Annotated in this window: 16 protein-coding genes; 9 read left to right on the forward strand and 7 right to left on the reverse strand. The window is 29.6% G+C overall.

Going from position 1 to position 12,996, the window contains the following annotated elements; genetic code table 11:
- Positions 1 to 4: 4 nt before the first annotated feature.
- Genes WHD08_RS04180 through WHD08_RS04200 form a run of 5 tightly spaced genes read right to left on the reverse strand, consistent with a single transcriptional unit; the run spans position 5 to position 4,021 of the window.
- The gene (locus WHD08_RS04180) at positions 5 to 577 is read right to left on the reverse strand and encodes a phosphatase PAP2 family protein (protein WP_165733374.1); all 573 of its coding nucleotides are present in this window, start codon (positions 575 to 577) and stop codon (positions 5 to 7) included.
- Entirely contained in the window at positions 567 to 1,730 is a 1,164-nt protein-coding gene (locus WHD08_RS04185) for a peptidylprolyl isomerase (protein ID WP_208889110.1), read from the reverse strand. The genes WHD08_RS04180 and WHD08_RS04185 overlap by 11 nt, the downstream gene beginning before the upstream one ends.
- Before the next feature lie 8 nt (positions 1,731 to 1,738).
- Entirely contained in the window at positions 1,739 to 2,467 is a 729-nt protein-coding gene (locus WHD08_RS04190) for an FKBP-type peptidyl-prolyl cis-trans isomerase (RefSeq protein WP_165733376.1), read from the reverse strand.
- 2 nt (positions 2,468 to 2,469) lie between these two features.
- A complete protein-coding gene (gene gldI / locus WHD08_RS04195) occupies positions 2,470 to 3,003 on the reverse strand; it encodes a gliding motility-associated peptidyl-prolyl isomerase GldI (protein WP_208889109.1) in 534 nt (177 codons plus the stop codon).
- Positions 2,993 to 4,021: a DHH family phosphoesterase gene (locus WHD08_RS04200; RefSeq protein ID WP_208889108.1), complete on the reverse strand. Its 1,029-nt coding sequence runs from the start codon at positions 4,019 to 4,021 to the stop codon at positions 2,993 to 2,995. Before WHD08_RS04200 ends, gldI begins: the two co-directional genes overlap by 11 nt.
- Positions 4,022 to 4,436: 415 nt before the next feature.
- Here WHD08_RS04200 and WHD08_RS04205 point away from each other — a divergent pair, with 415 nt between their 5' ends.
- The 6 genes from WHD08_RS04205 (at position 4,437) to WHD08_RS04230 (ending at position 9,514) form a co-directional block, all read left to right on the forward strand.
- Complete coding sequence (locus WHD08_RS04205; RefSeq protein WP_165733379.1) at positions 4,437 to 4,856, forward strand: nucleoside-diphosphate kinase; 420 nt, start codon at positions 4,437 to 4,439, stop codon at positions 4,854 to 4,856.
- 243 nt (positions 4,857 to 5,099) lie between these two features.
- Positions 5,100 to 6,299, forward strand: a complete 1,200-nt coding sequence (locus tag WHD08_RS04210) for a serine hydrolase domain-containing protein (protein ID WP_208889107.1) — start codon at positions 5,100 to 5,102, stop codon at positions 6,297 to 6,299.
- 202 nt (positions 6,300 to 6,501) lie between these two features.
- Entirely contained in the window at positions 6,502 to 7,068 is a 567-nt protein-coding gene (locus WHD08_RS04215; protein ID WP_208889106.1) for a Crp/Fnr family transcriptional regulator, read from the forward strand.
- A gap of 63 nt (positions 7,069 to 7,131) precedes the next feature.
- On the forward strand, positions 7,132 to 7,584 hold the full coding sequence (locus tag WHD08_RS04220) for a DoxX family protein (protein ID WP_208889105.1): 453 nt from the start codon (positions 7,132 to 7,134) through the stop codon (positions 7,582 to 7,584).
- Between the two features lie 166 nt (positions 7,585 to 7,750).
- Positions 7,751 to 8,794: a DUF4932 domain-containing protein gene (locus tag WHD08_RS04225; RefSeq protein WP_208889104.1), complete on the forward strand. Its 1,044-nt coding sequence runs from the start codon at positions 7,751 to 7,753 to the stop codon at positions 8,792 to 8,794.
- A 189-nt stretch (positions 8,795 to 8,983) separates the two neighbouring features.
- Positions 8,984 to 9,514, forward strand: coding sequence for a GNAT family N-acetyltransferase (locus tag WHD08_RS04230; protein WP_208889103.1), 531 nt, complete (start codon positions 8,984 to 8,986; stop codon positions 9,512 to 9,514).
- Positions 9,515 to 9,599: 85 nt separating this feature from the next.
- Here the strand turns inward: WHD08_RS04230 and WHD08_RS04235 are convergent, their stop codons facing one another.
- Both WHD08_RS04235 and recF read right to left on the reverse strand, forming a co-directional pair.
- Entirely contained in the window at positions 9,600 to 9,896 is a 297-nt protein-coding gene (locus tag WHD08_RS04235) for a DUF721 domain-containing protein (RefSeq protein WP_165733384.1), read from the reverse strand.
- Between the two features lie 59 nt (positions 9,897 to 9,955).
- Positions 9,956 to 11,035, reverse strand: coding sequence for a DNA replication/repair protein RecF (gene recF, locus WHD08_RS04240; RefSeq protein WP_208889102.1), 1,080 nt, complete (start codon positions 11,033 to 11,035; stop codon positions 9,956 to 9,958).
- 88 nt (positions 11,036 to 11,123) lie between these two features.
- Here recF and WHD08_RS04245 point away from each other — a divergent pair, with 88 nt between their 5' ends.
- From WHD08_RS04245 to WHD08_RS04255, 3 genes are all read left to right on the forward strand, one after another.
- Complete coding sequence (locus WHD08_RS04245) at positions 11,124 to 11,915, forward strand: tetratricopeptide repeat protein (RefSeq protein ID WP_244183251.1); 792 nt, start codon at positions 11,124 to 11,126, stop codon at positions 11,913 to 11,915.
- Positions 11,916 to 11,994: 79 nt separating this feature from the next.
- A complete protein-coding gene (gene ribH / locus WHD08_RS04250) occupies positions 11,995 to 12,501 on the forward strand; it encodes a 6,7-dimethyl-8-ribityllumazine synthase (RefSeq protein ID WP_165733386.1) in 507 nt (168 codons plus the stop codon).
- Between the two features lie 224 nt (positions 12,502 to 12,725).
- Positions 12,726 to 12,995, forward strand: coding sequence for a riboflavin synthase subunit beta (locus tag WHD08_RS04255; RefSeq protein WP_165733387.1), 270 nt, complete (start codon positions 12,726 to 12,728; stop codon positions 12,993 to 12,995).
- The last annotated feature ends 1 nt before the right edge of the window (position 12,996 follow it).

A 12,996-nucleotide genomic window follows, 5' to 3' on the forward strand; every position in this document is an offset into this window, starting at 1 on the left:
AATTTTATTGAAATATTTTTTGATCTACCTTCTTAAAAAAGTAGTAATAAATATTAGCAAAAGTGACACCTACTAAAGCGCCTACAATAATATCTAGAGGAAAGTGTACTCCTAAATACAACCTACTATAAGCGAAAATTAATGGCCAAAATAAAACAAAGTAAATGTACTTGTATTTATCTCTTAAAAGTAATACTACAAAAACAGAGAAAAATGTTGATGTAGAAGCATGACCAGAGGTAAAACTAAAACTTTGAGGCGTAATTAGCGTTCTTAATAAGTGCTTTATTTCTGGATCGTTATTAGGACGTAAACGTTGAACAGAATTTTTTATTAGGTTGGTAAATTGGTCTGAAAATGCCACCAATAAAATCATGGTAAGAATCATAAATCCACCTTGTTTCCAACCATAAGCTTTAATGGTTAAATAAAAGATAAGAATAAACAATGGGCTCCAATAAAGTTGATTGGTAATTACCAACCAAAACGGATCCCATTGCTCACTTCCTAAACTGTTTAGAAAAATTAATAATTCTTTATCTAAATGTATAATATTTTCTAACAAATTATTTTCCAATTTTTAATACTTCAACTTCAAAAACTAAATCAGATTTTGCAGGGAAAGGGCCATATTTTTCTTCTCCATACCCTAAATAGTAAGGAATAAATAAACGTACTTTTTCTCCTTCTTTCATCGTTAAGACACCTTCTTTAAAACCTGCAATCATAGGTCTTTGGGTATCATTTAACTGACAAACAAAAGGTGCTCCACTAGTTTCTGCTGTAGACTGAATTTTTTTACCATCTGCAGTATACAAGGTATAATTAATAGTTAAAGGTTTGTTATCAACTATTTTTTTCCCAGAAGTTTCTTTTAATTTTAAAATGCGAAGTCCAGAAGATGTTTTTTCAGCTTTAGCTTCATCCATTTCCGCTAAAAAAGCTTCTTTTTCTACTAAATAGTTAGCATATCTTGCTTTTTCAACTTCATCTTCAGCTTTCTTTTTATCGTTTTCTAAATTTGCGAAATCTCCTAATTGAGTATCAAAAACTTCTGCAGCATTAAAGCTATTTGCTTCAGCGCCAAGTTTAAGAATCTTTACAGATAAAATAGTATCTTTTTGTACAATACTATTTACAACAGACATTCTTGTAGAATCTATTGCTTTATTTAACTGTAAAGAATCTTTAATTTTACTTTTTAATTCTTTTAATTGAAGTGCGTTTATTATTGTTTTACCAAACACAGCATGTTTACCATCTAAATGCGGAATTGGTTTATGAGTAATAAAAAACTGAGTATTATTGGTTGTTGGTCCTGCATTTGCCATAGAAAGAATCCCTTTATCATTATGTCTGTACATTAAATCTCCATCTTCACTCTTCGGAAATTCGTCACCAAAAACATAACCTGCATCCTTTCTTCCACTAGCAGTAAAACCACCACCCTGAATTACAAAGTTATCTACAACTCTATGAAAAATAACACCTTCATAAAAGTCTTTACCTTTTAAAGAATCTACTAACTTGCTATTTGTTCCTTCTACAAGAGAAACAAAATTTGCAACTGTCATTGGTACATCTTCTGCATATAATTCTACTAAAATCTCCCCTTTATTGGTTAAAATTTCAGCATAAACTCCATCATCAAGTCCTTTGTACTTTTCTGGTGTAGTGCTGCATGCAGTTAATAAAATAACAAATGCAATTAAGTATTTTAAATTCTTCATCAAGGATATTATTTTGTAATTTCTAATAATTCTACTTCAAAAATTAATGTAGAAAATGGCTTAATATCTGCACCTTTTTGTTGTGCTCCGTAAGCTAATTCTTGCGGTATGAAAAATTTATATTTAGAACCAACATTCATTAATTGCACACCTTCTGTCCAACCTTTAATTACTTGGTTTAATCCAAATTCTGCTGGCGTACCTCTATCTACAGAGCTATCAAAAACTTTTCCTTCTATGTTAGTTCCATGATAATGAACTTTTACTTTAGTAGTTGGTCCTTCTGGCTTGTCTCCGTTACCTTCTTTTAAAACAATGTACTGTAAACCACTATCTGTAGTAATTACACCTTCTTTTGTTTTATTTTCTGCTAAAAAGTCAATTCCTGCTTTTTTATTTTCTCCAAACTTAGCTTCTGCTTCACTAGCTGCTTTTGCTTGCTGCGCTTGCATTTCTTCTGCTTGTTTCTTTTGAAAATAAGGGCTAATTACACTCTGAATATCTTTAATATCTATTAATAAGTTAGTAGAATCTAAACCATTTCTAATAGCTTGCGTAAGAATATCTTTATTTACATCTTTAAAACCAGATCTTAATTGACCAGACATACTTAAACCAATTGCATAACTAACAGAGTCTATTTCTGTTTCTAAAGATTTTACTTCTTTTACTTTGCTATCACAAGATACCATAGATGCAACAACTGCTAATGCTAATACACTTTTTACTACTTTCATTTTTAATTATTTATATTGATTAATGTTACTGTACTCTTAATTGATTGATTAATTCCTATTTTATTTCCATCTCCAGAAATGCCATAAGCACTATAAGACGGAATCACAAATGTAATGGTTTCTCCAACTTTCATCAACTTTATTCCTACTTGAAGTGCAGAAATAAAATCTTCTTTATCTACTCTGTAATTTTTTACACCTAATTGTTCTTTACTATAAATTATATTCCCTTGTAAATCAGAAACATTATAGGTTATCACTGCTACATCTCCTTCTTTTGGAGTTGGAGCGTTTTCTTCTATTTTGTTGATGTAGGCATACCAAAATCCATTAGAAGAAACTTGAAATGTATATACTGAATCTTTTTTAATTACGTCTAAAATCTTAGCTTCTTCTATAGCATTTAACTTTATAGACTCCTTAATAGTTTCCTTTAATACCGTTGTAGAGGCTTTAGGATTAATCGGTTTTCTAGGCGCTACTTTAGAGCAGCCTATACATAAAATTGACGTTAGAACTAAAATTTTAATTTTCATAAGAAGCTTCTAATTCTTTTTGATATTGTGGTAATAAACTAACAAATTTGGTCACGGTATCTGCCATGGAAGCATCAGACCTTCCTCCTGCTGCATTGTCATGTCCGCCTCCAGAAAAATGATTTCTTGAAAACTGATTTACAGAAAAAGTCCCTTTAGAACGGAAAGATATTTTTACCATTCCTTGCTCGCTATCTTCTATAAAAATTGCTGCAAAAATAATTCCTTTTAAAGAAAGTGCATAGTTTACAACACCCTCTGTATCTCCTTTCTGAAAATCGAATCTCTTTTTTTCTTCCGAAGACAATGTAATATACGCTGTATTGTACGTTGGTAAAATTTGTAAATTACTTAACGCTTGTCCTAATAACAACAATCTGTTATAAGAATTGGCATCATATACATTATTATGTATTTTATCATTTTTTGCTCCTTTATCTATTAAAGCGGCAATAATTCTGTGCGTAGTACTTGTGGTAGACCTAAAACGAAAAGATCCAGTATCTGTCATAATACCAGTATATAAGCACGTAGCAATATCTGCGTCAATTAAATCTAAATCGGCATTCATTTCTATAAATTGATACACCATTTGGCTTGTAGAGCAAATAGTAACATCAGAATACATATATTTTACATCATCTGGTTGTTGATGATGGTCTATCATCGCAAAATCGTTGGGATATTTCTCTAACGTCTTTTGCATGTCAGTACCTACTCTATGCAACGTATTAAAGTCTAAAAGGAAAATAAGATCTGATGCTTTTATGGCTTTTTGAGATTGATTATTTTGCCAATCGAAACGATAGGTAGTTTCTGAACCTGGTAGCCAATGTAAAAATTCTGGATATTCATTAGGCACAACAACAGTTGCATTGTGTCCTTTTTTATCTAAATAATGTTTTAAAGCTAATGTAGATCCCATAGCATCTCCATCTGGATTTCTATGCCCTACAATTACAATATTTCTCGATGTGTCAAGAAAGCTTTTTAACTCTTCAAATCCTTTTAAAATCATAAGATGCGAAGATACAATTTAATAACATTGTTCAAAATATATTTTCTTTTACATTTCTGTTAAAATAAACCCATTTAGTCTTAAAATTTAACAATTGGAATCTACCTTTTAGTCCTTTTTATTTATAATATTGGGCACCTTCTAAAGAAACTTACTACAATAACACCAATGATTTTACTTCTAGCCAACTTATAAATCCATACAGTAATTTCACTAAAAAAACGGACAAACACAGATTACAAAATGTAGTTTCAGAAATTAATTTTGGACTTTTAAGATTCAATTTTAAGAAAAAAGAAATCGCCCTAGAAATGCGGAGTAAAAACAATAAATTACAACAAGAATTCACACAAGTTTACCCTTAACTTGCAGTTAACATTAAATAATGTACTTTTGCAAAAATATAAAAAATAGAATGGCAACAAATAGAACATTTACAATGCTTAAACCAGATGCTGTAGAAAACGGACATACTGGAGCAATTTTAGACAAAATTAACGCTGCTGGATTTAGAATTGTAGCTTTAAAGAAAACTCAAATGACACAAGCAGATGCTGAAACTTTTTATGCTGTGCATAATGAGCGTCCGTTTTTTGGTGAGTTAGTAGAGTTCATGACACGTGGACCAATTGTAGCTGCAATCTTAGAAAAAGACAACGCTGTAGAAGATTTTAGAACCTTAATTGGTGCTACAAATCCTGCTGATGCTGCAGAAGGAACTATTAGAAAATTATACGCAACTTCTATGGGAGAAAATGCTGTACATGGTTCTGACTCTGATGAAAACGCACAAATTGAAGGAAACTTTCACTTTTCTGGAAGAGAGCAATTTTAAGGGTTTATAAAATTCTTAATCAAATATTTTAAAGAAACTCGTAACATAATTGTTACGAGTTTTTTTTGTTTGAAACTTTTAGTTTGTATCTAAACGAATTTTTAGATAATTCAATAAATAAATTATCTTTACAAGATAACAGTAATATATATATTGACACTATATCTAGATAATTTTACGGATATAACTAATAAGAGTCACTATACAACTAGTTACCAGCAAGCAAACTCAACATAAAACCTAATGAGAAAACTAATTATCTTAATATTATTGAATGTTTTATTATATCAAAGCTATGCTCAAACAAATGATTCAATTGCGAAAAAACTAACCAAGGAGTTAGAACAAATTTATTCACAAGGCCATATTAATGGTTTCTCAGTTGCTATTGTGAATCAAGATGGAATATTGTTCGAAAAAGGTCTAGGATATTCTAATAGAGAAGATAACAAAATATATACAGAAAATACCATTCAGAATATTGCTTCTATTTCAAAAACCTTTATTGGTATTGCTTTATTAAAAGCTCAAGAACTAGGTAAACTCAATTTGAATGACCCAATAAACAAATACTTACCTTTTAAAGTAATTAACCCAAATTTCTCAAACACATCAATAACCATCCGCCAATTAGCTACGCATACTTCAAGCATAAGAGACCCATCGAAATATGAAAAAAACGGATATGTCTTAAAAGAAAAAAATAATGGAGCAGCTAAAGTAAACAGCAACTTTCGTTCCCCTGATGAGATGGTGCCTTATAATGAGTTTCTAAAAAATATTTTACATAAAGAGGGGAAGTGGTATAAGAAAAATACATTCTTAAAAAAAGAACCAGGGACAATATTTGAATACTCAAACATTGCTGCTGGGTTAGCAGCTTTTGTTATAGAAAATGCAGTTGGTGAATCTTTTAATGAATTTACGAAAACGCACATTTTTAATCCATTAGAAATGTCTAATTCTGGTTGGTTCCTTAGTGAAGTAGATTTTTCAAACCATTCAAAACTTTATTCAGATAAAGAAACCGAATTAGCCCTTTATCAATTGGTTAATTATCCTGATGGAGGCTTAATTACTTCATCAAATGATTTAGGAAAACACCTATCAGAACTAATCTCAGGATATAATGGAAATGGAAAAATCCTAACTAAAGAAAGTTATAAAAAACTATTTAAATCCTATTTAGCTGATAAAAATTTTAAAGAAAGAAATGAAGGTCTTTATGATGATGAATATAATATGGGCATTTTTATAGGGATTTCTGCCCAAGGACAAATAGGCCATACAGGGGGCGACCCAGGAGTGGTAACTCATATGTTTTTTAACACCAAAACCAACATCGGCAAAATTCTTATTGTAAATACGGACCTTGAAAAAGATGGAATAAAAGAATTTATTGATATATGGAAAAAGTTGGAAGAATATGAAATAAAATTATAAACCAGCTGGTAACAATGGCTATAATTAATACGGGTTTTGGTGCTTAACTCAAAGTTTAGTATATTTTCATAAAGTCCGCCAAACCATTTTGATTTGGCTTTAGAACAAAAAAACAAAATAAAAAGTTTTGGCTAAGTAATTAATCCGAAATTAATTTTTTTTAATCCCATACTAACCATAACTTAGACATTAGCAACAAAAAATGAACGAACTCAGAAAGTTTATTGATAATATTTCTCCAATGACCGATTCTGACTGGGAGTTTTTCTCCTCTAAATTACAAGAAGTAAAACTTAAAAAAAACAGTACGCTATTACAAGTTGGTAAGGTTGAAAATTATTTATACTTTATTTCGAAAGGTATAATTCGACTCTATATTCCAAGAGTAGAATCTGATTTAACTTTTGGTTTCTTATTTGAAAATGAATTTGTTACTGGTTATGATTCCTTTTTATCACGAATGCCTTCAGAATACCAAATTGAAACATTAACCGAAAGTGTTTTATGGAGAATTTCTAAAAAAGACTTAGAAGAAGTCTATGAAAGAACAAACAATGGAAATATTATTGGTCGAAAAATGGCTGAAAATATGTTTTTAATAAAATCAAAGAGAGAAATTTCCTTACTAAACAAAACAGCGGAAGAACGGTACTTAAACTTATTCATTGAGCGTCCTAAATTATTACAACAAATTCAATTAAAACATATAGCCTCCTATATTGGTGTTACTCCACAAGCATTAAGTAGAATAAGAAAACGTATTAATTAACTTGGATTCATTATTTCTATTTGTTCTTTAACAACCTTTGCGTTCAAATAATTAAGAAAAAATATGAAACCATTAATTGTACTTTTATTAAGCTTTATAATCTCCATTTTAGTAATTAAAATTATCAAAAAAGAATACGACTTTACCTTATCAGCAAGAATTGCGATGTCAATAATGCTTGTATTTACTGCTGTTGGACATTTTGTGCTTACAAAGGGAATGTCAATGATGATTCCTAAATTTATTCCTTTTAAAGAAATTTTTATTTACCTAACTGGAATTTTTGAAATTCTATTAGCAATAGGTTTATTAACTCCTAAACTAAAAACTATATCTGGATGGACACTTATAATTTTTCTTCTATTAATGCTACCTGCTAATATTTATGCTTCTATAAATAATGTAAATTACCAAAAAGGAACATTTGACGGAAATGGTCTTGTATATTTATGGTTTCGAATACCTTTACAAATACTATTTATTATTTGGGCTTATATTAGTACAATAAGAATATAATTTTGAAGAAAAAAGCCAGTGACTAACACCATATAAACTTATTGCTGGTTTTAGCTCATTTGAGAAGTTCATCCTGTGTTTCTCTGTTCGCTCTTTATTTAATAAATTCACTGATTAAACAACGTAACAAAGCTTATACAACAACGAACGCAAGCAAAAAACGTCTATGAAATTAAAATTTATCACATTTGGAATACTTGCTATTATCTATAATAGCACAAAAGCTCAGGAGAACTTAAGTGTAAAAATTGATCAAAGAATGGAAGCTTTGAGCATTTTTTACACGCTAGCAACTGTTGACACAATGGCCATAAAACCAACACCATCAACTTATTACAAAGATTTCAAAACACACTTCGAGCCTTATAAAAACCATAAATCATTAAATTGGTATAGAAATTTAGAGTCTTGGGATGGATATGATATTGCTTCATTAGGTCTTTTCTTATCTGAAAATTATCCGTTTGAAATAAAAATAAAACCTAAAGTTAACTATATCAGAAGTTCCTCTAAAGACACTTTCTTATTTCATTTCAATGAATTTTACAAAGACTGTAAAGTAAAAGAGTTCATTGAAAAGCATAAAAAACTATATAAATCGGTTTGTAAAACTGCAAAAGACTCTGTTAAAGACTCTGGAATTCTGAAAGAAATTCAAGAATTTTATCGAAAACCTACGGCCAGTAAATTTATAATCTATGTGGATTTATTAAATAATATGGGTAACAATGCAATTCCTTCAAATAATATTAAATTCAACGGCAATAGAATGTTTCGACTTGCATATTTGAATGATGTAAGTAAAAATCTAATCGATGAAAGTCCTGTATTTTTTACACCATATTTAAATGTAGTTACACACGAGATTAGCCATCTTTTTGTGCAAGATTTTTTAAAAGACAACAAAAAAGACTTGTCTGAAATCAAAAATATTTTTCTAACGACAAGTAAAGGAGAAAAACTTAATGAATCGGAATGGGAAAATGAATTGGACGAGTTAATAGTAAGAGTTTGCACAGCTAAAATATTAGAACAGAAATTTGGGAAAGAAAAAGGGCTAGAAGAAATAGAAAATCAATCTCGACGTTATAAATTAGCAAAGCCTTTATATGCTTTTTTTGAGAATTACAGTTTAAACAGGAATAAATATAAATCAATTACCGATTTCTATCCGAAAATAATGGAATACCTAAAGAACTATGAAGAATAAAACGCCTGTAAATAAAACAGCATAAACCTCTTATCTAATTAGTTGAATAATCGAAGTTAAAAAAATCGGCTCGTGCTTCACCGAAAATAAACCGCTAATTTATACGTAACGAAACACACACAAAATCGTTAGCACAAATATGAAAAAACAACACCAAATTAATTACAAAAACATAGATCACAACACCCAATGAAATTTTTAAGGATTAAAAATACTTCAGACACCTATTTCCCGGAAACATGGCAATTGTACGAAGATGCATTCCCTATTGAAGAGCGAAGGTTATTAGAAGATCAATCTTTTGTTTTACAAAATGAGCAATATCATTTTGATGTTATCATAGATAATAACCAGTTTATGGGATTTATATTATGGTGGGAATTTAACACCAATAGATACATAGACCACTTTGCAACAGCTGTAGCACAGAGAAACAAAGGTCTCGGAAAAGCAATTCTAAGTAATTTTATAAAAAGCAGCAGTAAACCAATTATTCTAGAAGTAGAACTACCTATTTGCAACCTAAATAAACGGAGAATACAATTTTATGAGAATGTAGGGTTTAAATTAAATCAGCACCCGTACAAAATGCCACCTTTAAGAAAAGAGCAACCTGCCGTAGAACTTCTATTAATGACATATCCAAATAATATCTCTTTAAAAGAAGTGGACTTGTTTATCGAAAAATGTCATCCTATTATTTTTAAGAACAATTTATAAACTTCTGTTTTTTTTAGAAAATAAAAAAGCAAAATATAATCACTATATTTTGCTTTACTTTATTATTTAGATCGTTAATAAAACGCTACACCAACAATAATTTAGAAATCACATCATCACCAATTTCTTCATTCATCATTTTTACAATCTTATCTTTACCGTAACTTAATTCCTCTCGTAAAACAGAAGAAGTTAACTGAATAACCAATGTTTTATTTTGCAGCTTAACAGAAGTGGTATGATTGGCAACACCTGGTCCCATCATTTTATTCCAAGTTTCTTCTATTTTAATTTTTTGCATTCCTTTACTCAAGTTATTTTCCTTGATAAAACTTTTCATTAAATCTTCAATAGAAAAGGAATCATTTTCTCTTTTTGCCATTATATAATAGATTATTGGATTTTTTGAAACTTTGAAACTTTGAAACTTTGAAACTAATATTACAATTTAAAAATCTGATATTCTTTACTCCCTTGCTTTAATATATTCTCTGTTCTTTCAAAATGCGTATCTGTAATAAATATCTGTCCGAATTCGTCATTATTTACCAAATCTATAATTTGAGACACTCTATTTTCATCTAACTTATCAAAAATATCATCTAACAATAAAATAGGAGTCACTTTAGATTGCTGTTTAATAAACTCAAACTGCGCCAATTTTAAAGCGATTAAATATGATTTTTGTTGTCCTTGAGAACCAAATTTTTTAATAGGATAATCGCCAATATCAAAACTTAAATCATCTTTATGTATGCCTGAAGTAGTGTATTGTATAATTTTATCTTTTGTTAAAGATTTTTCTAATAAATGTTTCATAGAAAAATCGTGCAACTGACTTTTATACAACAAATTAACATGCTCTTTATCACCAGAAATTATTTGATATTTCTCATTAAAAATCGGAATAAAACCTTCTAAGAAACTTTTTCTAACTTCATAAATACGCGCTCCAAATTCAGAAAGTTGCTCATCATAAACGCTTAAATTTAAAGCATCAAAAGTTCTATTTGCAGCAAAATATTTTAACAACGCATTTCTTTGACTCAACACCTTATTATAAGACAACAAATCTTTTAAGTAGGTTTTGTTTTGTTGAGAAATTACACCATCAATAAACTTTCTTCTCGTATCACTCCCTTCGGTAACCAAATCTCTATCCGCAGGAGAAATAATAACCAATGGCAACTGACCAATATGTTCAGAAAACTTCTCGTAACTTTTTCCGTTTCGTTTTAAAACCTTTTTTTGACCTTTTTTTAAGCTACAAACAATTTTCTCATTTCTATCGTTTAAAAGATAGTCTCCTTCTATCATAAAAAAACCTTCTCCATGTCTAATATTCTGCAAAGCGACAGAATTAAAGTAACTTTTTGTAAAAGACAGGTAATAAATAGCATCTAGAACATTGGTTTTTCCAATACCATTATTACCCACAAAACAATTTATTTTCTTCTGAAAATCAAAAGTTTGCGACTCAATATTTTTAAAATTAAGTAAAGAAATTTTCTGTAAATACATGGATAAATTTTGATATTGAAAACGTTTTGCAAATTATTGAAAATTTAGCGAATTATCCGCTTTTAAAATCCAATTAAAAAAACTATTTTTGTCGCCACTAATTTTTAAGGAAACAATGGCTACATACAAGAAAAAATACAAGGCAGAAAGTAAACAAGTAGAAAATCAAATTGATGAATCTGAATTTGAAACAGCTGGAGTATTAAATACTTTAGACGAAACAGCGTCTAAATCTGAGCAATGGATTGAGAAAAACAACAAACCATTGTTTTTAGCTTTAATAGCAGTAGTAGTATTGTTTTTAGCGTATATGGGTTATACTAAATATGTAGTGGAGCCAAACGAAACAAAAGCTTCTAATGAATTAGCTTTTCCTAGAAAATATTTTAACGAAGCGTCAATTGCAGGTTCTGGAGTAGATTCTTTATTAACTTTAGGTTTAGAAGGAGCAGATGGTAATTATGGTTTCTTAGACATTGCAGATTCTTTTAGCGGAACGGATGCAGGGAATTTAGCGAACTATTATGCAGGTGTTTCTTATTTACAAATGAAGAAATACGACAAAGCAATTGAGCACTTAAGTAAATTTGATTCTGATGATGAGTTATTAGGACCAGTTTCTATTGGAGCTATTGGAGATGCTTTTGCAGATATTAACCAATCTGAAGATGCTTTAAGTTACTACGAAAAAGCAGCAAACAAAAAAAGTAATGATTTTACAACTCCATTATACTTATTTAAAGCAGGTCAAATTGCTATGGAATTAAAGAATTTTGGTAAAGCAGAAACTTTATTCACAAAAATTAAAGAAAACTATTCTAAATCTGACCAAGGTAGAGATATAGAAAAATATATAGCAGCAGCTAAATACGCTAACTAAAATAGTTCGCAGTAAAACAGTACAGTTGGCAGTAAATAACTAACTGAAAGCTGATAACTGCAGACTGAAAACTAAAAACATGGCTACAACCAATTTATCAGTTTACGATAAAACAACAATCCCAAATGCGAAATCTTTTCGATTTGGGATTGTTGTTTCAGAATGGAATCCTGAAATTACAGGAAATTTACAAAAAGGTGCAATTGAAACTTTATTAGATTGCGGAGCAACGAAAGAAAACATTATTTCTTGGGATGTTCCTGGAAGTTTTGAATTAGTTTATGGCTGTAAAAAAATGATTGCAACGCAGCAAGTTGATGCAATTATAGCAATAGGAAACGTAATACAAGGAGAAACGAAACATTTCGATTTTGTTTGTGAAGGCGTTACCCAAGGTATTGTAGATTTAAATGTAAAATACGACGTTCCTGTTATATTTTGTGTTTTAACAGATAACACAAAACAGCAATCTTTAGACAGATCTGGCGGTAAATTAGGTAACAAAGGAACAGAATGTGCCGTTGCAGCAATTAAAATGGCTGCACTTAAAAATATTGATGCTACTTCAGAAAGTATTGGTTATTAATGATAACCATTTTCCTACAAGGTTTCTCTAACCTTGTAGGTATTCTTTTATTTCCCCTAAAGTTCTCTCTACACCCTTTTTAAAAAATTTGCAAGAAAAATTAAGAACTCTTTTAACATCTTTGTTTGAAGAATTCCTTTTAATTCTGTAAATTTGAAACACTTATATAAGTTGGTATAATCCTTGATTTATTCTAGAATTTATAAACCAATAATACTAAAACTATGGGATTTTTAAAACGTACTAATAAAAAATTTGATTACCAACCTCGTTTTTACAAAGGAGAAGGTAGCCCTTTTAAAATAGAACACAAATTAGATCAGTTTAGAACAACCACTGGTAAAAATAAAGGAATTAAAGGTAAATTTAGTGATGCTTTTGATGATTTAAAAAATTCAGACAGAAGCGTAAACAAAACACTTTTTTATATTATCGCAATTTTGGTACTTATCTTTTTGTACATCATAGATTTCGATTTATCCATTTTTCAATAAA

The sequence above is a fragment of the Polaribacter sejongensis genome (genome assembly GCF_038024065.1).
Classification (GTDB): Bacteria; Bacteroidota; Bacteroidia; order Flavobacteriales; family Flavobacteriaceae; genus Polaribacter; species Polaribacter sejongensis.